Consider the following 24369-nt stretch of genomic DNA (forward strand, 5'->3'; position numbering starts at 1 on the left):
TGCCGGGGCTGGAGAAGCGCTGGTCGGCGCGTGTGCTGCCGCGTGGCACAGCGCGGTACTCGTGTGCTCGCTCACTGTTCCGTTTCGGGGTGCCGGCCCGGCCGGCTCGGTGGGCTCAGTCCACGACATGGCGGCCCTCGGGCCGTGCGCTGCACGAGGCGCGGAAGGCGCAGTGGGTGCAGTGCTGCCCGGCGGTCGGGGAGAACCGCTCGTCGAGGACTTTGCCGGCGGCGGTGGCCAGCAGCTCGCCGACCCACTGCCCGTCGAGGGGTTCCTGCGCCTGCACCTTGGGCAGGGTGTCGCCGCCGTCCTTCTTGGCGGCCCCCTGACGCAGCTGGACGAGTTCGGCGCCGCCCGGTTCGGGCCGCCGGCCGTCGAAGGCGTCGTCGACGGCGCCCTCGCGCACGGCCAGCTGGTAGACGGCGAGCTGCGGATGGCGGGCCACCTCGGCGGCGCTGGGCGTCTGCTTGCCGGTCTTGAAGTCGACGACGTAGGCGCGGCCCTCGCCGTCCGTCTCGACGCGGTCCATGGAACCGCGGATACGGACCTGGTAGTCGCCCGCCGCGAGGGTGACGTCGAAGTCGTGCTCGCTGGCCACCGGGGTGCGCCCGGCGCGGACGCCGTTGGAGTCGACGTGCCACTCAAGGAAGCGTTCGAGCGCCACGCGCGCGTGGTGTTTCTCCTGCTCGGACTTCCACGGCGCGTCGAAGGCGAGCGCGTTCCACACCGAGTCGAGGCGTTCCATGAGCACGTCGAGGTCGGCGGGGGTGCGTCCGGAGGCGACCTCGTCGGCGAGGACGTGGACCACGTTGCCGAAACCCTGGGCGGCCGTCGCGGGTGCGTCGGCTTTCACCTCGCGTCCGAGGAACCACTGCAAGGCGCAGGTGTTCGCGAGCTGGTCGAGTGCACTGCCGGAGAGCACCACGGGATGGTCTCGGTCGCGCAGCGGCACCTTGCTCTCGGTCGGGTCCCACATGCCCCACCAGCGGTAGGGGTGCGCGGAGGGCACGAGGGGCCGGCCGTCGTCGTCGGTGAGCGCGGCGAGCCGGGCCAGCCGGCGGGCGGCGGCCTCCCTGAGGACGTCGGAAGCGCGCGGGTCGACGGTCGTGGCGCGCAGTTCGGCGACGAGAGCGGCGACGGCCAGCGGGCGGCGCGGGCGGCCGGTCACGTCCCTGGGTTCGACACCGAGTTCGGTGAGGAAGCGGGAGGGCTGGTCGCCGTCGTCGGCGGGGGCCTTCACCGCGGTCACGACCAGGCGTTCACGCGCGCGTGTGCAGGCGACGTAGAACAGCCGGCGTTCCTCCGCCAGCAGCGCGCCGGGGGTGAGGGGTTCGGCGAGTCCGTCGCGGCCGATGCGGTCGGCCTCCAGCAGGGAGCCCCGACGGCGCAGGTCGGGCCACAGTCCTTCCTGGACGCCGGCGACGACGACCAGGCGCCACTGGAGCCCCTTGGAGCGGTGCGCGGTCATCAGACGTACGGCGTCGGGACGTACGGCGCGGCGGGTCAGCGTGTCGGCGGCGATGTCCTGGGCCTCGATCTCCTCCAGGAAGTTGAGGGCGCCCCGGCCGCCGGTGCGCTCCTCGGCGCGCGCCGCGGTCGCGAACAGGGCGCATACGGCGTCGAGGTCGCGGTCCGCGTTGCGGCCTGCGGCACCGCCGCGCCGGGAGGCGCTCTCCAGGCGCCTGGGCCATGGGGTGCCGTCCCACAGTTCCCACAGCGCCTCCTCGGCCGTGCCTCCGCCCGCGAGTCGTTCACGTGCCTTCCTGAGCAGCGCGCCCAGGCGCTGGGCTCCGCGCGCGTACGCGGGGTCGTGCGCGACCAGGCGCTCCGGTTCGGCCAGGGCCCGCGCGAGCAGCTGGTCGGAGGGCGGCGGTACGGGGTTGCCGGCGGCCCGCTCCTCCTCGCGCAGGGCGCGGCCCAGGCGTCGCAGGTCGGCGGCGTCCATGCCGGCCAGGGGGGAGGTGAGGAGGGTGAGTGCGGTCTCGGTGTCGAGCCAGCACTCGGGGTGCGCCTCGTCGTGTGCGGCCTCACCGGTGCCGGGCTCGGCGTGCGCGGTGCTCTGCGCGGCCTCGTCGGACCCGGCGTCGATGTGCGCGGTGTCCTGCACAGCGGGATCTGCATGCGCGGTGCCCTGCGCCGCCTCGTCGGACCCGAGACCGGCGTGCACTGCGCCCTGGGCCGCCCTGTCGGAGCCGCGTTCGATGTGCTCGGCCTCCGCCCGGGCCACCGCGCGCAGTGCCGTCAGCAGGGGTGTCACGGCCGGCTCGTGGCGCAGCGGCAGGTCGTCTCCGTCGATGTCGAGAGGGACTCCGGCGGCTGTGAGGGTGCGGCGGACAGTCGGGAGGGTGCGGGCTCCGGCGCGTACGAGAACGGCCATCTCGCCCCAGGGGACGCCGTCCTCCAGGTGCGCCCGGCGCAGGATGTCCGCGATGTTGTCCAGTTCCGTGCCGGGCGTGGGGTACGTGTAGACCTCGACGCGGCCCCCGTCCCGTACCGCCGCGAGTTCCCGGTGGGCGCGCACCTTGTCCGCCGGGAGGCGGGTGAGTGGCATGCGCTGGGTCAGCAGCCGGGTGGCGGCCAGAAGGGTGGCGCCGGAGCGGCGGGAGGTCCTGAGGACGTGCACGGGCGCGGGGGCCCCGTCCGGGCGGGGGAAGGAGCTGGGGAAGTCCAGGATGCCGCCCACGTCGGCGCCCCGGAAGGCGTAGATCGACTGGTCGGGGTCGCCGAAGGCCACCAGGGTCCTTCCGCCGCCCGCGAGCGCCCGCAGCAGCCGGACCTGCGCCGGGTCGGTGTCCTGGTACTCGTCCACGTAGATCGCGTCGTACCGGGCGGCCAGTCGCGCGGCGACCCCGGGGCGGCGGATCAGCAGCACGGCGCGGTGGACCAGCTCCGCGTAGTCGATGACTCCCTGGAGGTCGAGGACGTCCAGGTACTCGGCGAGGAACGCGGAGGCGGCCTCCCAGTCGGGACGGCCTATGCGCTGGGCGAAGCGGCGCAGGGCCCCGGGGCCGAGGCCCAGTTCACGGCTGCGGGCCAGCACGGCGCGCACCTCGTCGGCGAAGCCGCGGGTGGTGAGGCAGGCGCGGAGTTCATCGGGCCAGCGCACATGCGCGAGGCCGAGGCGCTCCAGGTCGGGCTGCCCGGCGAGCAGCTCGCGCACCGCCACGTCCTGCTCGGGGCCGGACAGCAGCCGCAGGGGCTCCACGAAGAGGTCGCTGTCCTGGTGGGCGCGGACGAGGGCGTAGCAGAACGAGTGGAACGTGGTGGCCTGGGGGGCGTGTGCCGCGCCCGTGCGCAGCGCCATGCGGTCCCGCAGGTCGACGGCGGCCCTTCGGCTGAAGGTCAGCACCAGGATGCGTTCCGGGTCGCCGCCGCGGGCGATCCGGGCGGCCACGGACTCCACGAGTGTGGTCGTCTTGCCGGTGCCCGGGCCCGCGAGGACGAGCAGGGGGCCGGCCCGGTGGTCAACCACGTCGCGCTGGGTTGCGTCCAGTCGAGGGGGATCCACCCGGACGGGCGGGGTACGCACCAGTCGGTACGCGCCACGGCTCCCCTGCCGCACCCGGGGGTGCGGCAGGCGCCTGGTGGAGGAAGAGGAGCTCACGTGGTTCGCCGGTCCTGGTGGTCGTGCTCGGGCTTGTGGCTGTCGGCGCGGGACGCCGTCGTCGGGGGGTGGTGGTCGGGCCGCGGGTGGCAGGGCCGCCGTGCGGGGAGAGCGGTGGCTGCGGGATGAGGGGGACGCGCGCCGTTGACGCTACGCCCGGGACGGTTGCGGAAGCAGGCCTTCCCCGAGTTCCCGAGGCGCCCTACGCCCACAGAGGCCCCGCTGTTCCCCCAGGCCCCGTTCCCGGGAGTTCCTCGGTTCCTGCCGGCCCTTGCGATCCCGCAGGTCCCTCCGATCCCGAAGGCCTCTCAGGTCACCGAATTCCCGGTAGGCCCTGGGATCCCCGCCGTCCCTTAATGCACGAACGTACGGCATGTCACCGACGTGCCGCGCTTCCCCCGTACGGGGCACGGCTTCCCGTCCGGCGCCTGCGATGCCGGAAGCTGTCAGGTGTGACCTTTCGCGCATTCGTCGCCGTCCCATCGCGCCCGCTTCATGTCCACGCGCGGCAGATGCCCCTCGGACGCGCGGCCGGCCTCCCGCAAGGCGGTCCCCTCCTCCCGGTAGTGGCCGAGGGCGTCCAGTTCGTGCCCGGGAAGGAGTACTCCGTCGGCGCGGACCACGCGCCACCAGGGGACCGCTCCCCCGTAGAGGGCCATTACGCGTCCCACCTGGCGCGGGCCGCCCTCCTCCAGCCACTCGGCCACGTCCCCGTACGTCATGACGCGCCCCGGCGGGATGCGTTCGGCCAGGTCAAGGACCCGTTCCGCGTACTCCGGCAGGGCGTCCACCGGAAGGCTCTGCTCGCTCATCCGCCCCATCCTGCCGCACGCCACCGACAATGTGAGGGGGAGCGGCCGGGTTCGGCCCTCGCCCCGGTGCGGCGCTTCGGGCAGACTGTGCGCCCCCGCATTTGCACCCTGATGCCCCCGTGTGTCGGGCGGGCATGCCACCATCGTGCGGGCGGTGACCGGTGATACGAGACCAAGAAGAGACGATGAAGCAGCAGGGAGTGCACCCCGACGGAGCGGAGGGCACCTCTGAGGGTTCGTCGCGCCCGGACACCGCCGCCGCGGGGCATGACGCGGGCGCAAACGCTCACAAGAAGACGCGGGCGCAGCAGGAAGCCCAGCCGCCGCAGGAGGCCCAGCAGCCGCAGCAGGGGCAGCCACACCAGGAGGCGCAGGCGCACGACGAGGACGACGGGCCGCAGGGAAAGGACGCCCAGGGGCCGGGGAACGACGAGGGCCCGGAGAACGTGCAGGGCCCGGTGAGCGCGCCGCGCCCGGAGAACGCCCGGGAGCCGGAGAACGCGTCGCGCCCGACCGCCCCGGATTCGGCCCCTGCCGGCGCCTCCAATGACGAGGTGGAGGGCGACGAACCGCTGCTTCCCGCGCGCGTGCACCGCCCGTCCGATCTGATGCGCCTCCTGGTGGGCATCCTCGCGATCGCGGTGCTGCTCGCCATCGCCGCGTTCGCGCACGGCACCACCTCAGGGCTCGAACAGGACATCAACAAAGGCACGGGACAGGCACCCGATCTCCTGATCAGGATCGCGGGTCTGGCGTCGAGCATCGCCATCCTGCTGGTGCCGGTCGCCTTCGCGATCGAACGGCTGATCAAGCGGGACGGTCTGCGCATCGCCGACGGCGTCCTCGCGGCGGTCCTCGCCCATGGGGTGACCCTCGCCACGGACCTGTGGGTCGCCAGGGCCGCACCGCCCTCGATCCAGGACGCGCTCACCCAGCCCTCCCCCGGTGACATCCACGCCCTGACCGACCCGGTGCACGGCTATCTCGCGCCCGTCATCGCCTATATGACGGCCGTGGGCATGTCCCGCAGACCGCGCTGGCGCGCCGTGCTGTGGGTGGTGCTGCTGCTCGACGCCTTCTCCATGCTGGTCACCGGCTACACGACTCCTTTCTCGATCATCCTCACGGTGCTGATCGGCTGGAGCATCGCGGCGGGGACGCTGTACGCGGTCGGCTCGCCGAACGTACGGCCCACCGGGCGGACCCTGATGGCGGGCCTGCGCACCGTGGGCTTCCGCCCGGTGAGCGCGGCGCGCGAGGAGATGCCCGACACGGCGGAGAACGGCGACCGCGGCCGCCGCTACTTCGTCACGCTGGAGGACGGCCCGCCCCTGGACGTCACGGTCGTCGACCGCGAGCAGCAGGCCCAGGGCTTCTTCTACCGGGTGTGGCGGCGCCTGACACTGCGCGGGATCACCACCCGCCGCAGCCTTCAGTCGCTGCGCCAGGCCCTGGAGCAGGAGGCGCTCCTCGCGTACGCGGCCATCGCGGCCGGCGCCAACGCGCCCAAGCTGATCGCGACGTCCGAGCTGGGCCCCGACGCGGTGATGCTCGTCTACGAGCACACCGGCGGCCGCACTCTGGACCAGCTGGCCGACGAGGAGATCACCGACGGGCTGCTGCACGACACCTGGCATCAGGTGCGGGCGTTGCAGTCGCGGCGCATCGCGCACCGCCGGCTCGCCGGTGACGCCATAGTGGTGGATCGTTCCGGCACCGTCATCCTCACCGACCTGCGCAGTGGCGAGATCGCGGCCGGCGATCTGGTGCTGCGGATGGACATCGCACAGCTGCTGGCCACGCTCGGGCTGCGGGTCGGCGCCGAACGGGCGGTGGCCTCCGCGGTCGCCGTGCTCGGGCCGGACGCGGTCGCCGACTGCCTGCCCATGCTGCAACCGATCGCCCTGACCCGCTCCACGCGCGCGACGCTGCGGAAACTGGCCCGGGAGCGGGCCCAGCGCGAGCGGGAAGCGGTCCTGGAAGCCTCCCGGCAGGACAAACTGGCCCGTGCGGAGGCGGGCGACGCCACCGGGGTCGTCCTGGACAAGCCCGACAAGAAATCCGTACGCGCCGAGCAGCGGGCGGAGAAACGAGCGATCGGCGAGGCCCTGGAGGAGGCGCGTGAGGAGGATCTCCTCACCCAGATCCGCCATCAGGTGCTGCGGATCAGGCCGCAGGCGCCGGTCGAACCGGCCCGCCTGGAGCGGGTGCGGCCGCGCACGCTGATCAGTTTCATGGCCGGCGCCATCGGCGCGTACTTCCTGCTGACGCAGCTCACGCACATCGAGTTCGGCACGCTCTTCGCCAACGCGGAGTGGGGCTGGGTGGCGGCCGCCGTGTTCTTCTCCGCGCTGAGCTATGTCGCTGCGGCGATGGCGCTGCTCGGCTTCGTGCCCGAGCGGGTGCCGTTCCTGCGGACCGTGGCGGCGCAGGTCGCCGGGTCGTTCGTGAAGATCGTGGCGCCGGCGGCGGTCGGCGGTGTCGCGCTCAACACACGCTTCCTGCAACGGGCGGGAGTGCGGCCGGGGCTGGCGGTGGCCAGTGTCGGCGCCTCGCAGCTGTTCGGCCTCGGCTGCCATGTGCTGATGCTGCTCTCGTTCGGCTATCTCACCGGCACCGAGAAGACGCCGTCGCTGTCGCCGTCCCGCACGGTCATCGCCGGTCTGCTGACGGTCGCGGTGCTCGTGCTGGTCGTGACGTCCGTGCCGTTCCTGCGGAAATTCGTCGTGACGCGCGTGAGGTCGCTGTTCGCGGGTGTCGTGCCGCGCATGCTCGACGTGCTCCAGCGGCCGCAGAAGCTGGTCACCGGCATCGGCGGCATGCTGCTGCTGACCGCGTGCTTCGTGATGTGCCTGGACGCCTCGATCCGGGCGTTCGGGCACGAGGAGCACACCACGCTGAGCCTGGCCAGTGTCGCGGTCGTGTTCCTGGCGGGCAACGCGCTCGGTTCGGCCGCCCCGACCCCCGGTGGCGTGGGCGCGGTCGAGGCGACCCTCACGGTGGGGCTGATCGCCGTCGGCCTGCCCAAGGAGGTCGCTGCGCCCGCGGTGCTGCTGTACCGGCTGCTGACACTGTGGCTGCCGGTCCTTCCGGGGTGGCTGTTCTTCAACCATCTGACGCGCAAGGAAGCGCTGTAGGCACGCGTACCAGGGCGCGGCCGCCGTGGAGGGGGCCGCTCACCCGCACGGGTCACGCCCCGAGCGCTCCGCCCCATGCGGGCCCACGATGGGAGCATGCCGAACCGCCTCCGCATCCGGACCGCCGCCCTGACCGCCACCGCCGTCGTCCTGCCCTCCTTGATGGCGGGCTGCGCCGGCGGCTTCGCGGACGGGGAGTTGTCGAGTCAGAAGCTGATCTGGAAGGACTGCCCCGCGCCGTCCGAGTCGGAGGGCGGCGGCAGTGCTCCCCCTCCCCTGCCGCACGGCGGCCGGTGGCAGTGCACGACCATGAAGGCGCCCCTGAACTGGAACGACCCCGCCGGCGGCACCATCGGGGTCGCGCTGATCCGGGCGAAGTCCAGCGGCCCCCCGAGCAAGCGGATCGGGTCCCTCGTGTTCAACTTCGGCGGTCCCGGCGGCTCCGGAATCACCGCGCTGCCCGCCTTCGCACCGGACTACGAGACCTTGCGCACCCGCTACGACCTGGTGAGCTTCGACCCACGCGGGGTCGGCCGCAGCGCGGGCGTCGAGTGCGAGGACGACCAGCAGCTCGACGCGTTCTTCCAGCAGGACATGACGCCCGACAACGCGGCCGAGCGGAAGACCTTCGTGAACAGCATCAAGCAGTTCAACATGGGGTGCCGGCAGCGCTCGGGCCACGTGCTGCCCCATGTGCGCACCACCGACGCCGCTCGCGACATGGACCTGATGCGCAAGGTGCTCGGCGACGCCAAACTGCACTACTTCGGCATCTCGTACGGCACCGAACTCGGCGCCGTCTACGCACACCTGTTCCCCAAGAACGTGGGGCGGGCCGTCCTCGACGCGGTCGTCGACCCGACGGGCAACCCGGTCCAGGGCTCGCTCGCCCAGGCCAAGGGCTTCCAGCTCGCGCTGGACAACTACGCCCGGGACTGCACCTCGAAGAGCACGGGCTGCCCGGTCGGCCGCACCCCGCGCGACGTCGAGAACCGGATCGCCAAACTGCTCAAAGACCTCGACAAGAAGCCGATCCCCGGCATCTTCCCCCGTCGCCTGACCCAGACCGCCGCCACCAACGGCATCGCGCAGGCCCTGTACTCCAAGGACTTCTGGGGATACCTCACCGAGGGCCTGGTACAGGCGTACGCGGGTGACGGCAAGGTACTGATGGCTCTGTCGGACGCGCTGAACGGCCGCAACGAGAACGGCCAGTACAGCAATCTGATCCCCGCGAACGTCGCGATCAACTGCGCGGATCAGAAGCCCCGGTACACCGTCGCCGACGTGAAGGCGCAGCTTCCGCGGTTCCGGGGCGCCTCTCCGCTGTTCGGCGACTATCTGGCCTGGGGCCTGATCAGCTGCATGAACTGGCCGGTGGCCGGAGCAGCCGACCACCCGAACGTGAGCGCCCCCGGCGCCCCGCCGATCATCGTGATCGGCAACACCGGCGACCCGGCCACCCCGTACGAGGGGGCGAGGAGGATGGTGCAGGCGCTCGGACCCGGTGTCGGTGTGGAAATGACGTACAAGGGCCAGGGGCACGGTTCGTACGACAGCAAGAACAAGTGTGTGCAGACCGCCGTCAACAACTATCTGCTGAACGGCAGGGTCCCCGCGGCGGGCACCGTCTGTTCCTGATCCCGTTCGGAGGAAAAGTGCCGGTCAGACTGTTGTCCACAGGCAGCCATGGGCTCGGCTCGATCCACCTACCATGGCCTGACCGCTTTCCGCCGCTCCGTGCGGAGGGCTCGTGAGGGGGATGCACATGCCACGTTTCGCACGGTGGACGGCCGCGGTCGCGGCCGCCCTGCTGATCACCGGCTGCGGCAGCGGTGCGTCCGACTCGGGTACCGACGACGACGGCAAGGGCCGCTCCGGTGCGCCGGCGTCGGCGCACCGGCAGGCCGGACCGACGGGCCTGCCCGCCTCGCTCACCGGCCAGAAGCTCAGCTGGAGCCGGTGCAAGGGCACGTCGGTGCCGGGCGGCGACTGGCAGTGCGCGACGCTGAGGGCGCCACTGGACTGGTCGAAGCCGGGCGGTGACACGATCGGCCTGGCACTGATCCGGTCGGGGGCGACCGGCGGCAAGCGCATAGGCTCGCTCCTGTTCAACTTCGGCGGCCCCGGCGGCTCCGGCATCGCGACGCTGCCGTCGTACGCGAGCATGGTCTCCAGGCTCCACGAGCGATACGACCTGGTGAGCTGGGATCCACGCGGAGTCGGCCGGAGCGAGGGCGTCCGCTGCCGCAGCGACAGGGCGATCCAGGCGGCCGAGTCCATCGACGCCACACCGGACGACGCCGCCGAGGAGAAGGCGTACCTGGATGACGCCGTCGACTTCGGCAAGGGGTGCGCGAAGGCGGCCGGGAAGCTGCTCGCACATGTGTCGACGACCGACACCGCACGCGACATGGACCTGATGCGCCAGGTCCTCGGCGACCGGTCGATGCACTACTTCGGCATCTCGTACGGCACCGAACTGGGCGGGGTGTATGCCCACTTGTTCCCGCGGCACGTGGGGCGGATGGTGCTGGACGCCGTGGTCGACCCGACCGCCGACAGCTTGGGCCATGCGAAGAACCAGACCCGTGGTTTCCAGCGCGCGCTGGACAACTACCTCGCGTCGACGGGCCGGGACCCCCGGCAGGGCTCCCGGGAGATAGCGGCCCTGCTCAAGCGGATCGACGCCAAGCCGCTGCCGACGTCGTCCGGTCGCAAGCTCACCCAGACCCTGGCACTCACCGGCATCGTGCTGCCGCTCTACAGCAAGGAGAGCTGGCCCATCCTCACCAGCGCCCTCACGGCGGCACGGAACGGGAACGGCTCCCAACTGCTTCGGCTGGCCGACCAGTACAACGACCGCACCCCCCTGGGGCACTACGGCACCACGACGCACTCACAGCGGGTCATATCGTGCCTGGACGAGAAGCAGCGGCCGACGGCCGGACAGGTGAAGCAACTGCTGCCTGAGTTCGAGAGGATCTCACCCGTGTTCGGCGACTACCTGGGCTGGGACACGGTCGGCTGGTGCCACGACTGGCCGGTGGCCGGACAGGTCGACCACCCGGAGGTCAGTGCGCCGGGAGCCGCGCCCGTGCTGCTGGTGGGCAACACCGGAGACCCGGCGACACCGTACGAGGGCGCCCGCAAGATGGCCGACGGGCTGGGCAAGGGCGTCGGTGTCGAGCTCACCTGGAAGGGCGAGGGCCACGGGGCGTACGGAAGCGGAAGCGCCTGCGTGGACTCGACCGTGAACGCGTACCTCCTGGACGGCACGGTTCCGAAGGACGGCAAGATCTGCGCCTGAGGCTTCACCTGGCGTAGGCGTACAACGCGCCCTCCTCACCGTCGCCGGGCCGGAATCCGGCGAAGACCGCGGGCCGGTGCTGCCACCCCTGGCACCGTGCCGACCAGCGAACGGCCACAACTGGTCGGAGCCATGGGCCTGTTCTGTCTCGCGTCGGCGAAACCGCGGGTCGGTACACCAGCTTGTGACCGCACGGGGAATCAGCGGTGATCTCCCCGTCCGATCAGGGTCGCGGCATTCCGGTCGCCGGCGGCTGCTCGGTGGCGCAGTACCGGCACTTGGCAGCAGCGGCCGGCAGGTCCTCGGACAGACAGGCCGGGCATGTCTTGACGGGCCCCGGCTCTCCGAAGACCACCGCACCGTGCCGCGCCGAATAATGCTTGTACGGTACGACGATAAGGAAGTAGACGACGGCCATGAAGACGATGAAGTAGATGACCGCCGAGATGAAAGAACCGATATCAAGGTACGTGGCCTTATTGCCCGCTCGGCCGAGTTGCCACCCCAATCCGACTGAATTACGGCCCTGAGCCCGTGCGATGATGGGGTTGATAACAAAATCGGTGAATGCCTTGATCAAGGTGCTGAAAGCCAATGCGACAATGAGGCCTACGGCTACGACGATGACATCGCCGCGCATCAGGAAGTTCTTGAAACCCTTGAGCATTCCCGGCTCCTCGCGACAGGGTCCCCGATCAGGGCCGGGCAGTACGCTACATTCTTCCGCGCGCCTTGAGCGTTACCGCGCGGACACGGGAGACACTCTTCCCTCGTCCGCCGAAAATCCACCGGCACCCGGTACGCCAATCGAATGAATGATCACATCCGGGAAAATGAATAGGGCACACGGAATACCGGACCTCGGGTACCCAGCAGTCCCGGCACCCCCTGCCACAGGGCTGCCCTGTTCGCCCGCTCCCAGTTCGCGGTCGCCCGGGACCGCGCCCACTGGGTCATGGCCACCGGCACCAGCATCACGGGCGGCATCACCTCATGGAACGTCAGGCCGATGAGCAGCATCCAACAGACTGTCGCGCTGACGAAGCCGGCCGTGCACCGTAGGGACAGCTGCCGCGCCGCGTCCTGGCCGGCGTGCGGCACGTCGAGGCTGTCAATCTGCGCGGCATGCTCGTACCTGCGGCGAAGCCGGGCGGGGAGACGAAAACCAAGCGGCAGCAGCACCAGGCACACAACAGTGACCGCAACCGTTCCCACCAGCAGCGTCTCCAGCCGGCGAGCAGTACCGATCAGGGCCAGCAGCAGTCCTTCGGACAGCACCGCGCCCGCGCCCATCATCAGCGCGGACGTCTGCTCGAAGTACACCACCCGTATCAGCCCGGGTCCGGCGTCCTCAGTCATCGTCCCAGCTCTCTGTCCGGGCACCCGCACGGACTGGGAAGATCCAACGTCGTGCGGAACACAGAGTCAACAGGCCGTGTGTCAGAACATCGCCAAGACTTCCTGCCCCAGCGTCTGGGCTCGCGTGCGGCAATCAGCGGTTCACGCACACGGCGACGGCTCACAACAACGACAGAAGCCCACGGCATCTGAACTGGTCAGAGCCGTGGGCTTCTTCTGTCTCGCTGGTCAGCCAGCGAGCTGATCAGTACACCGGCAAGTCAGGTCGCATAGACCGTGACCTCCGTGTTTCCTGCATGCTCACCCCTCCTGGGCCGTCGTGGGGCCGTCATCGGTGTCGGGGCCGTCTCCGAAGGCACGCACCAGTTGGCCGAGCAGGACAACAGGCTGCTGCGGCCAGCCCGCAAGGGCGAGCCGGATGGGTGCGGCTGCCCAGATAGGGCAGGACGTGCAGGCGGATGCGCCTTTGACTTCTCGGTGCCGTCAGGACCGACGTAGCGGGCGCGGTAGCGCAGGCCGAGACCGTGCCGCTCGGTCACCGCATCGGCGAACTCGCCGAGCTCGACCGCCACCAGGTCCCCGACCACACCCGTCGGCTCATCCAGGCCTGCAAGACGCTCGACCCCCTGTACCCGGACCGCCGCCTGTGGGCCTGGGCCCACATGCTCGGCTTTCGCGGTCACTTCTCCACCAAGTCCCGCCAGTACTCGACCACCCTCGGCGCCCTCCGCCAGGAACGCGCCGACTACCGCGCAGCCCAGGAACACGCTGTGGCGAAGCCACTTGGCCTCGGAGGTGAAGTCCAGAATGGCCTGCATCATCGCGAGCGTGACCAGCTCGGCATCGGTCAGTTGCGGAGCGATCCCGACCGCCGGACGCCAGGGCGCCAGATGCGGTGATGCCGTCAGCAGGCCGTCGGTCTTCACATAGAGCGCGGTGGCGAGGGAGTCCAACTCTGTCTTCACACACTGACGTTGGGCTCCCTCCCCTTGCTCGCGCAGCCGATCCCTTGGAATCGATCATCTAGGTGAGGACGGCCGCTATCGCTTTCACTGTGGCGACTGCTGCAACCAAGGCCTAGACGTGCTGGAGGCACTCAGCCAGTGACGGCCTGGCGGTCGTCGACACCGAGCCGACTGGCGGCCGGGCCGTCGTCGGGGAGCTGCTGGGCCTGGTCGTCGTCCCCGGCCGCCACCGCGTGTACGTCAGCGTTCCGGCCCGTACGTTTCCTGGTTCGCGTACGCGGCCAGCAGCTGCTCTCGCCGACGGCCGGGAGCTGGTGCGCTGCAACCCGAGAAGGAGAGGGGAGCCGCGACCTCTGAATGTTTCAGCAATCGTAGGCGGAGCCGACCTCGCAATGGGCGTAGGAGCCGGAGGCGACTTCCGATGCCTTCAACCGTTAGGCGCCAGCCAAGCAGAAAGGGAGATGAACAGAGCAAGCAGGCCAGCTATACCACCAACGACAGTCCATACGGCCTGTGCACGCGCGGACGGATGCCAAGAAAGAAGCCCGGAGAGACTGAAAAACGGGGTACGGGGACGAAGCCACACGCCAACCGACGTCGGAGTAACGAGAAGAGCAGCGCGCCAATAGAAAATCAAGAACAGGGAGAGCGAATAATATCGCGCCGGGGCCCCTATCAAGAGCGACACAAAAAACCAAAGTATTCCACACAGCTCGGAGGCCGCAGGAAGAATGGCTGCGACGCCGACAGGCGAGCTCTTGATCTTTTCTCCCTTAAGGACTGCCATCATTGCAGCGAACAATCGATCGGCTTCACTCACACTCGCACTCTTGACGGTTAGACGAATATCCCATACCTTAATTCTCCTGAACCAATCATTGACGAAATGATACTTTCGGAGACCATTCTCGACGCCGAACTCCATCTCCACCGAGTCAGGCTGAGGGGCGGAGCTGGATGCCGCCGCAATCTTAAGATAGTGGACGTCGCTAATTCCAGGCATCTGAGCAGTCAGATCCGACAGCGAGGCCCCCGTCACCCGAACCGTTCCTTTATTGGCGCATGCCATTAATTCAATCAGCATGGTGGGTGACGCCGCCGTGATCGCGGAAATCACGGAGTCCAATTGAGAGGGCTTGGGTGCCACGAACGGCACACGCTTGCGTCGCACCTCTGTACGCATTCTTAAGCATCCCCCGGCATTCCAAGTTCCCGAAACAACTACCATAGAGGCTAGATTCTTATATCACATCGGGAATCAATGCGAGAGCGATTCTCGAGATCGCCTGCAACGGCCTGGGCTACCTCTATCGGCGCAAGATCACCTAGCGGCTCCCGACTGTCGAACTCGAGCGGGCCAGGGCGGCCACGGATGAATTTCAGCAGGCCGGACACTACTCGCTACCGCCCACCCTCCTACGGAGCGAGGTTGCCTCAGACCCCGGCTCGCCGCAGGGCTCCGTCCGCGTGCGGAACGCGGTTGGACGACACTCACCCACGGCGAAATTCGGGTTTCTGCCACAGCCCTTCGACACACCTCCGACACGGCGCGCATCCTCACACGACAACAGACTGACTCGCACGCAGGTCAGACGGGATGCGAGGCTCGATCGACACAATCACTCCGGAACCGTTCGCTCTACTGCGGCATGGGGCGTAGGAACGTTCAGCATCCTGTGTATCCACGGTGCCGGCTCTGGCGGCGGCATGTGCTGAACGCCAAAGCTCAAGGACCTCGTTCAGGAGATCCTCCATCGGGCTCAGCGGATCCCCGAGCACTGACATTCTCGGTAGGGGGCGTGACACGCTTCACTCACCACGCTCTTTACGCCGGGCGCCCCCCTTCACCCCGTCCCCGGAAACACATTCCTCTGATGAACTTACTGGTACTGCACCAGGCACAGGGGGAACGCATATGCGAAACATGACCCGGGGATGGCTGACCCTGCTCGCCCTCGCCCTGACGAGCGTGCTGGGCCTAGCCACCGCACCGGCCGCGGCTGCCTACGCCGCCGGCAACTCCACATGGGGCGTTGTGTGCGCGTTCGGCAAGTGCATCCCCAGTGGGACGCTGCTCCACGTGATCGACGGGCGGGGCATCGCCCTTTCCTACGACCGCGCACAGGTCACTTCCGGGGGCAGTCTGTGCAACTGGTGGATCGACTTCGACTACTACGACATCCGGAACAACCGCTATCGGCATATCCAGGGCACCGCTCACCAGTCCTGCACTCACAATGGGTACGTTCGGATCGACTACCCGGCAGGGCCATACCGATGGGAGACCGGCCGGGCCTGCGCCACGCTGTACTCAAGTGCGATCTACTTGACGCGGCAGTGTCACTACCTGCATCCGTAGAGGCCCGCCGACTGCCCGGCCTCGAACCGCCAAGGTCCAGATGCATTCCGCAGAAGGCGCGAAGTGATCACGAAACGTATGACCGCCGACTGCGCCGAAGCCCTGGTCCGACCCGCGGAGTGCATCTTGGCATCGGATCTGTCGCTCGTCGGCGTCATCACGGCGCCCATCAGCAGGATGCCCCAGCCCTCCTCCAGAACGCCGAGCATCTCCGTCGGCGTGGGGAGTCCACTCCCCGATTGCATCTCACGGATGACTCGCGAGTGACTACCGCTTGCCGTCAGTCGCGTTGTCGGGTCCTTGCAGGTCAGATACCCCTATGTGTTGCGAGGGCTCTTGCCCTCCGGAGCCGTGTGCACAGGTTCGAATCCTGCCGGGGCACCCAGCATGAGGTGCCCAAAGACCCCGTCACCAGCGAGTTCGCTGGGTGCGGGGTCTTGTTGTTTGTGCAGGCGGATGCCGCCGGAAGCACGGATCCGCGAGTTAATGATCTGCAGGCCATGAGGCGTCGACTTGTCCTACAACTCTGCGATCAGATGTGCGCTTTCCGTACGGAGTTGGTTGCGGTAGCGGTGGAGATCCCGGAGAATTTGATTCAGTTCCGCGACTTCATTGAACCAGCGAGTGCTGAAAGTTCCGCCTCCCTCGTCTAGGTACTCCCGCGGCATCGTGTCTGCAACGGCCAGCAGTCCAGGTCCCTGCAGCATCGTGGAGGCAATACCTTCCGCGTTTTCAATCTGTACGGCGATGTTTGCCACTGCCGTGAAGCGTTGGGCGAGTGGATCGCCGTCTCCAGCAAGTTTCGTCAGGGAGGTGGACAGGGTCTTCATGTCGTCATGGATGACGTCCAGGCGTCGGTTGGCTGTCGATATACGCGCCAAGTGCTCGGGGCTGTAGTCGTCGATTTGTCCCCCCTGCCCGCCCACGGCCAATATGACTTGGTCCACTAGCTCTTGAAACTTGTCTATCAAAGCTGCGATGGTACGGTACATCTGACCGGTCTCGCGCCCGGCCAGGAGATGTTCCGTCGTGACCTTACTGACTGGGAAGTCCTCGATCACTCCAGAGATGACCATGGCGATCAGGGAAGCATGGTACTTCATCTCGGGTGAACCCGTGAGCGTCGAGAGATTCCCCTGAGTGCTGACTCCCTTGATCGCATGACACATTCGGGTAAAATCCTCCTCCAGGTATGTGAGCCTGCCTTTCCTGATTGACGCGTTGAATGAGAGTTTTCGGCGGAGTAGAGGCGGAACTTGGCAGTCATCGATTCTAACCGGGATGACCATGGTACTGCCGGACTCAATCTCATCCATCAGGAAGCTTTCGTACTCTGCCCTGACCCAGCCGGATGTAAGTGACCTGACTGACAAGACCACCAATAAGGCATCGCTGACCTCTAGCCCCCCGCTAATCTTTTCCGGTATCGAGTCCCCGAAGCCTATATGCGTGTGGCTGTACCAGACATCAATATGCGCTGCGAGCAGCGCCTCGACGAGTTGATCGACAACAGGCCTGTCGACGGTGGCGTGGCTTATAAATGCCAATGGCCTGCGGAAATGGTGAGTCGCGCCGAGAAACATAATTACGACCTACCCCGCAAGTGTAGACTCGAAGCATTTTTTCCCGGCCCTATCTACCGAGTTCGTGCAAGGTAGGAGTGGCCACCTTTTGACCTCAGCAGCAGGTCAGGACGTTGATCGATAAGGCGGCCGCACGTCACAGCCGCCGATGATCAGTGGTGACTGACCTGGCACCACCGTCCGCTGTCGTACTCAGTTCTCTTCGTCCCCAACCAAGCCGATGGCAAGGGGGAACGACTCCAGTACCTCCCGCCGCGCAGGATCTTCCTCCGCTTCGGCCAAGCCTGCGAGTGCCTGCAAGAGCCGATGGCGCTGGTCTGAGGGCAGTTGCAGCAGCTCCCCGCCCACACCCTCCATCACCTTCATAGCGGAGTCGGGGTCTACCTCCTCGTCCCCACAACTCTCAAGCCACCAAACGACGTCAACGAGCAGGCCGGTAAGTGCCGGCACGAGCGGTTCCAAGTCAGTCATCCGTGCAAGCTAGCCGACCCCCCTAGGGCATCACGTCCTGGGTCGGTGAGTGTCCAGCTGCGGGACAACGCCTACGGAGTTCCACGAGATCAATGACGCGCGCCCATCAGGCTGCCGCAGTCGAATGCGTGTCGAGGTTGGGAGCCAGGAGACACCGGACCGGAGAGCATCGCTCTGCGCCTGGACCGTGACAGCGCCGAGGACCTCTACGAGGTGCTGTGGCTGTTCGGCGAGCACATCGCTGCTGGCGCGCTTATCCCGGAACCGCCGGCGGAGGCAAATGAGCGGCTTGGCCGTGCATTCAGGTCCCTGGGTGACTCGCTCGGCAGGAAGGGCAGAGTGGTCTAGGGGCAGCCGCCGGGCCGTCTCTGGGCCGTGCGAGGTCACCCGATGCCAACCAACAACGACAGAAGCCCACGGCATCTGAACTGGTCAGAGCCGTGGGCTTCTTCTGTCTCGCTGGTCAGCCAGCGAGCTGATCAGTACACCGGCTTGTTGGGCTCGATCTGGTTGACCCAGCCGATGACGCCGCCGCCGACGTGGACCGCGTCCGCGAAGCCGGCCGACTTCAGGACGGCGAGGACTTCCGCACTGCGGACACCCGTCTTGCAGTGCAGGACGATCTTCTTGTCCTGCGGCAGGTTCTCCAGGGCCGTGCCCAGGAGGAACTCGTTCTTCGGGACCAGCCGGGCGCCCGGGATGGAGACGATCTCGTACTCGTTCGGCTCCCGGACGTCGATGATGTCGATGCTCTCGCCGTCGTCGATCCACTCCTTGAGCTGCTTGGGAGTGATCGTCGAGCCGGCGGCCGCCGCCTGGGCCTCCTCGGAGACGACGCCGCAGAAGGCCTCGTAGTCGATGAGCTCGGTGACGGTGGGGTTCTCGCCGCAGACCGCGCAGTTGGGGTCCTTGCGGACCTTGACCTGGCGGTACTGCATCTCCAGGGCGTCGTAGATCATCAGGCGGCCGACCAGCGGCTCGCCGATGCCCGCGAGGAGCTTGATCGCCTCGTTGACCTGGATGGAACCGATGGACGCGCACAGCACACCGAGGACACCGCCCTCGGCGCAGGAGGGCACCATGCCCGGCGGCGGGGGCTCCGGGTACAGGCAGCGGTAGCAGGGGCCGTGCTCCGACCAGAAGACGGAGGCCTGGCCGTCGAAGCGGTAGATCGAGCCCCAGACATACGGCTTGTTCAGCAGCACGCAGGCGTCGTTGACCAGGTAGCGGGTCGCGAAGTTGTCCGTGCCGTCGACGATCAGGTCGTACTGGCCGAAGATGTCCATCACGTTGTCGGCCTCGAGCCGCTCCTCGTGAAGGATCACGTTCACGTACGGGTTGATGCCCTTGACCGTGTCGCGCGCCGACTCGGCCTTGGAGCGGCCGATGTCGGCCTGGCTGTGGATGATCTGGCGCTGGAGGTTCGACTCGTCGACCTCGTCGAACTCCACGATGCCGAGCGTTCCCACGCCCGCCGCGGCCAGGTACATCAGCGCGGGCGAGCCCAGACCGCCGGCGCCCACACAGAGCACCTTCGCGTTCTTCAGCCGCTTCTGCCCGTCCATCCCGACGTCGGGGATGATCAGGTGGCGGGAGTACCTGCGGACCTCGTCTACGGTGAGCTCGGCAGCCGGCTCGACCAGGGGTGGCAGCGACACGGGGACTCCGTTGGTCGGTCAATCACTACGGTTGTTCTCCTCGTAACACTGCCACGCCCTTCTTCATTCCGAGACACCTGTTCCGAGGCGCGAGACAATGTCGTCCCAGTAGCCGGGCATGGTCTCCCAGGGGTCGGTGCGGCCGCCGCGGGCCATGCGGTCGGTGAACCAGACGGTTCCGGCGCCCTGCCAGCGGGCGATGCGCAACGCCTCCTCCAGGTGGCCGCGCGGCACCCCGTGCACGAAGTGGCAGAACCGCTCGGGCGGGTACTCGGCGGTCCACTCGGCCACCTGCGACCAGCGGTAGTCGTTCCAGGAGCCGGAGAAGGTGACCAGCTGGTCGGCGTTCTCGGCGTATCCGGGGTAGGGGTGGGTGCCGTGTCCCAGGACGATGTGCCCGTGGCCGAGGAGCACCCGGAGGGTGGTGATCACGCGGCGGATCTCCGGGAGCTCGGCTCGTTCGGTGGGGCACCGGTCCAGGAGGAAGCCGTCGACCCGGTACCAGTCGAGGTAGCGGTGCGCGTCGGAGATCACCTCCCCGAAGGGTCGCGCGCCCTGGGTGACGTCGAGGTGACCGAGAACCCGGACGCCAGCGGTGCGCAGGCGTGCCGTGGCCTCCAGACAGTGCGGGTCGGGAAGGGTGCCGGGTCCGCCGCTCACATTGAGAACGGCCCAGTGCACCGGGGTGCCCGGGCGGGTGAGCGCGCCCCACTCCGCGGGGGCGACCAAGGGGTGCGCATATCCGGGGATGCCGAGGCCGGCGCCCAGACCGGTGCTCGCGGTGCCTGCCGTGGTGCTTTTCAGATGCGGCATGCCGCCTCCATCCAGATGTCGGCGAGGGACTCCTCGAGGTTGATCCGGGGCCGCCAGCCGAGCCGGTCGCGGGCGGTACGCACATCGGCCTGCTGCCAGCTGCCGCAGCCGTCGGGATAGGGGTAGGCGACCGGGGCGGCATGCTCTGATTCCGTGCGGGGGTGGCCGATGGACGGCCGCACCGGCACGGGAGGCCCGTCGAGTTCGTGCAGGGCACCGCCGTAGCCGGCCACCCGCGCGAGCACGGCGGCCGCGTCCCGCAGGCGCACGGCGCGGCCCGAACCGATGTTGATCACGCCTTGGGCGGCGGAGAGGGACGCGGCGTGGACGGCGCGGGCGACGTCGCGTACGTCCACGAAGTCGCGCTGCACGCCGAGGCCGCCGAGTTTGAGTTCGCCGTCGCCCGACTGCATGGCGCGGCGCAGCGCCTCGGCGAGGCGGCCGAGCGGGGAGCCGGCGGGTGTGCCGGGCCCGGTGGGCGAGAACACGCGGAGTACGACGGCGTCCAGCCCGGAGCCGAGGACGAGTTCGGTGGCGGCGAGCTTGCTGACGCCGTACGGGCCGCCGGGGCGTGGCACGGCGTCCTCGGCCGTGGAGGAGCCTGGCTGGCTGGGCCCGTACTCGGCGCCGCAGCCGATCTGCACCAGGCGGGCCCCGCACCCGCTGCGGCGCAGGGCCTCGCAGATGGTGGCGACGGCGACGGTGTTGTGCCGGGTGAGTTCGCGGGCGCCGCCGCGGATGGCGCCGGCGCAGTTGATGACGACCCCGGGGTGCACGGCGTCCAGGAAGCGGGTGAGTGCGCCGGGGCTGCCGGACGCGAGATCGAACCGCACGTCGGCGTCGTCGCCGCGGCCGAGCGCGGTGAGCTGCACGGCCGGGTCGGCGAGCAGGCGGTCGGCGACGAAGCGGCCGAGGTATCCGTTGGCTCCGATCAGCAGGACCCTCATCGGGCGGCTCCCGGGGCGGATTCTCCGGTTCGGGAGGTGATCATCTGGCGTTCTCCTTCGGGGGTGGTGCCGTGGGATGAGAGGGGCCCGCGGTGTCGGCCCCGCGGGAGGAAGGTGCGCGGGAGCGGGTCCCGGGCAGTGGTTGCGGCTCATGGCGCCGGCGTTGCGGGTGCCATGGGCCGGGCCTCAGGGCGGTGTGGGTGCCATGGGCCGGGCTCAGGGGGATCCGGGGGGCCGGGCATGGGCCGAGGCCCGGGTCAGGGTGCGGGTCGCGTGGACCAGCAGGGCCAGGGCGGCCGGGGCGCAGACCAGGGCGGGGACGGCGTTCGTGCCGAAGGCGTCGGCCAGGGCGCGCACCGGGGTGGCCAGGAATCCGCAGCCGGGGAGGCGGCCCGCGAAGGCCGTGGCCAGGGCGGTGGCCTCGACGGCGGTCGCGGTGCCGAGGACGACGGCCGGGGCGCGGCTGTGGCCGTAGGCGGTGAGCAGCCGGGCGAGCAGCAGAAGCGTGCCCAGGGCGCCGGCTCCGGCGTAGCCGGCGCCCTGGTGGAGGACGGCTGCGCACAGCGTGAGCAGGGCGGCCAGTGCGCAGCCGAAGAGAGCGACGGCGGCGAGGAGGAGCGGGGTGACCGACGCTGTGAACTCCGTCAGTCCCCGACTGGCGGCGAGCCGGCGGCGGGCGCCTGCGGCGAAGAGGCGGGCGCACCATGCGGCCGGTGCGCAGGCCAGGGTGAGGGCGAGGACCGGCGCGGTGGCCGGGGGCCAGGGGCCGTCGGGGCCGCCGTCCAGCGCGGCGCGCAGCAGGCCGTCGCCGAGCAGTGCGTGGGCGAGGAGCCAGCATGTCCACACGCGTGTGGCGGCGGGTGACCGGTGCGTGGGGGCGCGCAGCGGGCCGCGGCCGAGAGCCGCTCGGATTCCCAGCGCGACGGCGAGGGCGCCGAGCGCGGCGGCGGCGAGACGGAGCCTGCCGTCGGTGAGCCGGAGCACGATGACGGCGCCCGTGCACAGGGCGCCCGGGAGCAGAACCAGTGCGGCCCATGCTCGGGACTCACGTAGGGCGTCCGCCGAGGCCGGCGACGGTGGGGGGCGGTCGCCGTCGCGGGGTACGCGCGCGTACATCTCCTCGGCCAGCGCGAACACATCCCGGTGCCGGAAGCGCGCGGCGGCGCGATCGGTCAGGCCGTGGGCCTCGAGGCCGGCCGCGATCTCCAGGGGGTCGACGGCCCGCTCGCACAGGTCGCGGTGCCGGTGCATGAGGGCCTTGACGGGGTCTGCGGGGCCGCCGCGGGCGTGAGGCCTCGGGGACGGGGCCGCGCCCCCGGGAGACATGGACTGTACGGCGCCATGGCGGACGGGGACGGGGTCGGCGGCGCCACCGCGGGCGGGGGGCCCGGGAGCCGGTTCCGCGCCCTCGTGAAGCGCGGGCTCGACCGCGCCACGGCCGGCCGGGAGCCCGTCGGCCCGAGCCGGGTCCTGGGCGACGGCCGGATCCGGGTCCTGGGCGTCGGCCCGAGCCGGGTCCTGGCCGGATGCGGGGGCCGCGGTGCCGGGGCGGTGCAGTTCTTCCAAGCCGCTCATCACGCGCCTTTCGCCGCCGGGACGGCTTCCTGGAGACCGGTGGCGCGTACGGGGGGCGTCGCCTCGCCCGGCGCCCACGCCCAGCGGGGGCGGCCACGCGGCAGTCGCGGCTCGGTCCAGCGGCCGGGCAGATGGGCCTCCGCCGGTGCTCCGAAGGGCAGCGGCTCACCGGTGCGGTCCACGAGTACGCGCCGCACGGGCGAGTGGGAGACGATCTCCAGGTACAGATCGTGGAACGCCGCGACGTTCTGCTCCACGGTGAACAGTTCGAGGGCTCGGGCGCGGGCGGCCGCGCCGAGGCGCTCACGGCGCTCGGGGTCGCGCAGCAGCGCCAGGCACGCCTCGGCGAGCGCGCGCGGGTTGCGCGGCGGGACGACGAGGCCCGTGCCGCCGATGACCTCCACCACGGCGCCCACGTCCGTGGACACCGTCGCCCGGCCGCAGAACATGGCCTCCACCAGGCTGATGGGAAAGCCTTCGACGACGCTCGACAGGACGACGACGGCGCCCGCCGCGTAGGCGTCCGCCAGATCGGGCGCCTCCGGACCGCCGATCTCCTCGAAGGACACCGGGTTGTCACCGATGTCGTGCACGCCGTCGGCCTCGTCGGGAAAGAGCTGCGCGGCCAGCGCCCTGCACTGCCCCAGGTAGGCCGTGCCCTCGGCGCCCGCCGGGGCCCCGACGATCCACAGCCGGGCTTTCGGCTCCTCCTTGCGGATCACGGCGAAGGCGTGGAGCAGGCAGATCAGGTCCTTCGCGGGTTCGACGCGGCCGACCCAGACCAGCGTGCGCGGGTCCGCGCGGTCGGCCGCCTCGCCCACCTCCGCGAAGCGGGAGGCCTCCATGCCGGGGTAGACGGTGCGGAGCTTGTCGCGGTCGGCGCCGCACCGTTCCTGCCAGCGGCGGGCGTGGGTGTTGCCGGGTGTGACACACGCGGCCCGGTGGTAGACCTCGGCGGCCAGCAGGCGGTGGAAGCAGGCGAGCAGCGCGCGCACCGCGGGGGGCGTCTTGTGCGAGGTCCCCAGGTAGTGCGCGCGGAGTTGCACGCCGTACTCGGTGACGAGCAGCGGGATTCCGGTGAAGTGCCGGGCGAGGAGCCCCGGCAGGGCCGCGGTGCCGCCCGCGGTGGCATGGCAGAGGTCGACCGAGCCGAGGCCGTCGTCCTCGTACCAGTCGAGCGAGAGGGGGCGCAGGGCGCGTTCGAGGTGGGCGACCGTATGGAGCAGCTCGGGGACGCGCGCCGTGCGCGCCGCCTGGAGTGCGCGCGGTGCCCGGCAGGCCTGTTCCAGGGCCCGTACGGCGGCCTCGGACCGCAGGGCGCCGATCAGTCCGCCCGCGTCGCGAGCGAGTTCGGCGAGCGCGTACAGGGCACTGCCGAAACGGTCCGCCTCGGGGCCGTCCATTCCCGGAGCGTCCTGCGCCGCCCCTGGTTGCGGTGGAGTGCAGAGAGCGGCGGTCAGTTCCGCGTATGCCTCGGTGAACCGCCGCCGCGCCCGGCGCCCTTGGGCGGCCCCGTCGTCTCCCGCGGTCCACAGGGGGGCCGTCCGCACCCGGGCGACCTGCGGCGGCAGCGGGACCCAGCCCTCGGTCTCCTGCCGCTCGGTGCGGCTGAGCGCGTAGATGTCGAACTCGTGCTGCCCGAGTCCGCGTACGAGCCGGTCGCACCAGAGCCTGGTGTCACCGCTCACATACGGATAGCCACCCTCCGTAAGCAGTCCGATGCGCACGAGTGCACCCCCGATCTCCCGTATGGGGAGCCGCCGTTACGTCGGCGGC

The 24369-nt window shown here is 69.7% G+C and carries 16 protein-coding genes and 2 pseudogenes; 5 read left to right on the forward strand and 13 right to left on the reverse strand.

Annotation, left to right across the window (positions count from 1 at the left end):
• Nucleotides 1–115 precede the first annotated feature (115 nt).
• Together ABZ876_RS01220 and ABZ876_RS01225 are read right to left on the reverse strand one after the other, a co-directional pair.
• Nucleotides 116–3604: an ATP-dependent DNA helicase gene (locus ABZ876_RS01220; RefSeq protein WP_361772487.1), complete on the reverse strand. Its 3489-nt coding sequence runs from the start codon at nt 3602–3604 to the stop codon at nt 116–118.
• A gap of 446 nt (nt 3605–4050) precedes the next feature.
• Nucleotides 4051–4416, reverse strand: a complete 366-nt coding sequence (locus ABZ876_RS01225; RefSeq protein WP_361772489.1) for an MGMT family protein — start codon at nt 4414–4416, stop codon at nt 4051–4053.
• Nucleotides 4417–4601: 185 nt separating this feature from the next.
• Here ABZ876_RS01225 and ABZ876_RS01230 point away from each other — a divergent pair, with 185 nt between their 5' ends.
• From ABZ876_RS01230 to ABZ876_RS01240, 3 genes are all read left to right on the forward strand, one after another.
• Nucleotides 4602–7553 carry a lysylphosphatidylglycerol synthase domain-containing protein gene (locus ABZ876_RS01230; RefSeq protein WP_361772491.1) on the forward strand — a complete coding sequence of 984 codons (2952 nt, stop codon included), beginning with the start codon at nt 4602–4604 and terminating at the stop codon, nt 7551–7553.
• Between the two features lie 96 nt (nt 7554–7649).
• The gene (locus ABZ876_RS01235; protein WP_361772492.1) at nt 7650–9194 is read left to right on the forward strand and encodes an alpha/beta hydrolase; all 1545 of its coding nucleotides are present in this window, start codon (nt 7650–7652) and stop codon (nt 9192–9194) included.
• A 127-nt stretch (nt 9195–9321) separates the two neighbouring features.
• Nucleotides 9322–10863 (forward strand): alpha/beta hydrolase, encoded by a 1542-nt coding sequence (locus ABZ876_RS01240; RefSeq protein ID WP_361772494.1) that lies wholly within the window; start codon nt 9322–9324, stop codon nt 10861–10863.
• Nucleotides 10864–11086: 223 nt separating this feature from the next.
• On the opposite strand, the gene ABZ876_RS01245 is transcribed toward ABZ876_RS01240, so the two are convergent.
• Both ABZ876_RS01245 and ABZ876_RS01250 read right to left on the reverse strand, forming a co-directional pair.
• Complete coding sequence (locus tag ABZ876_RS01245) at nt 11087–11530, reverse strand: MscL family protein (RefSeq protein ID WP_361772496.1); 444 nt, start codon at nt 11528–11530, stop codon at nt 11087–11089.
• A 152-nt stretch (nt 11531–11682) separates the two neighbouring features.
• Complete coding sequence (locus tag ABZ876_RS01250; protein ID WP_361772498.1) at nt 11683–12222, reverse strand: hypothetical protein; 540 nt, start codon at nt 12220–12222, stop codon at nt 11683–11685.
• 539 nt (nt 12223–12761) lie between these two features.
• Here ABZ876_RS01250 and ABZ876_RS01255 point away from each other — a divergent pair.
• Nucleotides 12762–12992 (forward strand): annotated as a pseudogene (locus ABZ876_RS01255) (replication initiator); the annotation flags it as partial.
• On the opposite strand, the pseudogene ABZ876_RS01260 reads toward ABZ876_RS01255, so the two are convergent.
• A pseudogene (locus ABZ876_RS01260) lies at nt 12990–13187 on the reverse strand (IS982 family transposase); the annotation flags it as partial. The pseudogenes ABZ876_RS01255 and ABZ876_RS01260 sit on opposite strands and share 3 nt — an antisense overlap.
• A gap of 427 nt (nt 13188–13614) precedes the next feature.
• Entirely contained in the window at nt 13615–14304 is a 690-nt protein-coding gene (locus ABZ876_RS01265) for a hypothetical protein (protein WP_361772500.1), read from the reverse strand.
• Nucleotides 14305–15102: 798 nt separating this feature from the next.
• Here ABZ876_RS01265 and ABZ876_RS01270 point away from each other — a divergent pair.
• Nucleotides 15103–15546, forward strand: a complete 444-nt coding sequence (locus tag ABZ876_RS01270; RefSeq protein ID WP_361772502.1) for a hypothetical protein — start codon at nt 15103–15105, stop codon at nt 15544–15546.
• 518 nt (nt 15547–16064) lie between these two features.
• On the opposite strand, the gene ABZ876_RS01275 is transcribed toward ABZ876_RS01270, so the two are convergent.
• The 7 genes from ABZ876_RS01275 to pelF form a co-directional block, all read right to left on the reverse strand.
• Complete coding sequence (locus ABZ876_RS01275; RefSeq protein ID WP_361772504.1) at nt 16065–17093, reverse strand: TIR domain-containing protein; 1029 nt, start codon at nt 17091–17093, stop codon at nt 16065–16067.
• 228 nt (nt 17094–17321) lie between these two features.
• On the reverse strand, nt 17322–17600 hold the full coding sequence (locus ABZ876_RS01280; protein WP_361772506.1) for a hypothetical protein: 279 nt from the start codon (nt 17598–17600) through the stop codon (nt 17322–17324).
• Nucleotides 17601–18079: 479 nt separating this feature from the next.
• A complete protein-coding gene (gene moeZ, locus ABZ876_RS01285; RefSeq protein ID WP_361772508.1) occupies nt 18080–19258 on the reverse strand; it encodes an adenylyltransferase/sulfurtransferase MoeZ in 1179 nt (392 codons plus the stop codon).
• Nucleotides 19259–19321: 63 nt separating this feature from the next.
• The gene (locus ABZ876_RS01290) at nt 19322–20071 is read right to left on the reverse strand and encodes a spherulation-specific family 4 protein (protein WP_361772510.1); all 750 of its coding nucleotides are present in this window, start codon (nt 20069–20071) and stop codon (nt 19322–19324) included.
• On the reverse strand, nt 20059–21018 hold the full coding sequence (locus ABZ876_RS01295; RefSeq protein WP_361772512.1) for an NAD-dependent epimerase/dehydratase family protein: 960 nt from the start codon (nt 21016–21018) through the stop codon (nt 20059–20061). Before ABZ876_RS01295 ends, ABZ876_RS01290 begins: the two co-directional genes overlap by 13 nt.
• A gap of 216 nt (nt 21019–21234) precedes the next feature.
• Nucleotides 21235–22593, reverse strand: coding sequence for a hypothetical protein (locus ABZ876_RS01300; RefSeq protein ID WP_361772514.1), 1359 nt, complete (start codon nt 22591–22593; stop codon nt 21235–21237).
• Nucleotides 22593–24320 (reverse strand): GT4 family glycosyltransferase PelF, encoded by a 1728-nt coding sequence (gene pelF, locus ABZ876_RS01305; protein ID WP_361772516.1) that lies wholly within the window; start codon nt 24318–24320, stop codon nt 22593–22595. The genes ABZ876_RS01300 and pelF overlap by 1 nt, the downstream gene beginning before the upstream one ends.
• Nucleotides 24321–24369 lie beyond the last annotated feature (49 nt).

Source organism: Streptomyces sp. NPDC046931, assembly GCF_040644655.1.
In the GTDB taxonomy this organism is placed as follows: domain Bacteria; phylum Actinomycetota; class Actinomycetes; order Streptomycetales; family Streptomycetaceae; genus Streptomyces.

Excerpts from the sequence above, each read along its gene's own strand:
- ABZ876_RS01225 (WP_361772489.1), bottom strand. The coding sequence starts at position 4,416 with ATGAGCGAGCAGAGCCTTCCGGTGGACGCCCTGCCGGAGTACGCGGAA.
- ABZ876_RS01230 (WP_361772491.1), top strand. The coding sequence starts at position 4,602 with ATGAAGCAGCAGGGAGTGCACCCCGACGGAGCGGAGGGCACCTCTGAG.
- ABZ876_RS01235 (WP_361772492.1), top strand. The coding sequence starts at position 7,650 with ATGCCGAACCGCCTCCGCATCCGGACCGCCGCCCTGACCGCCACCGCC.
- ABZ876_RS01240 (WP_361772494.1), top strand. The coding sequence starts at position 9,322 with ATGCCACGTTTCGCACGGTGGACGGCCGCGGTCGCGGCCGCCCTGCTG.
- ABZ876_RS01245 (WP_361772496.1), bottom strand. The coding sequence starts at position 11,530 with ATGCTCAAGGGTTTCAAGAACTTCCTGATGCGCGGCGATGTCATCGTC.
- ABZ876_RS01250 (WP_361772498.1), bottom strand. The coding sequence starts at position 12,222 with ATGACTGAGGACGCCGGACCCGGGCTGATACGGGTGGTGTACTTCGAG.
- ABZ876_RS01270 (WP_361772502.1), top strand. The coding sequence starts at position 15,103 with ATGCGAAACATGACCCGGGGATGGCTGACCCTGCTCGCCCTCGCCCTG.
- ABZ876_RS01280 (WP_361772506.1), bottom strand. The coding sequence starts at position 17,600 with ATGACTGACTTGGAACCGCTCGTGCCGGCACTTACCGGCCTGCTCGTT.
- ABZ876_RS01290 (WP_361772510.1), bottom strand. The coding sequence starts at position 20,071 with ATGCCGCATCTGAAAAGCACCACGGCAGGCACCGCGAGCACCGGTCTG.
- ABZ876_RS01295 (WP_361772512.1), bottom strand. The coding sequence starts at position 21,018 with ATGAGGGTCCTGCTGATCGGAGCCAACGGATACCTCGGCCGCTTCGTC.
- ABZ876_RS01300 (WP_361772514.1), bottom strand. The coding sequence starts at position 22,593 with ATGAGCGGCTTGGAAGAACTGCACCGCCCCGGCACCGCGGCCCCCGCA.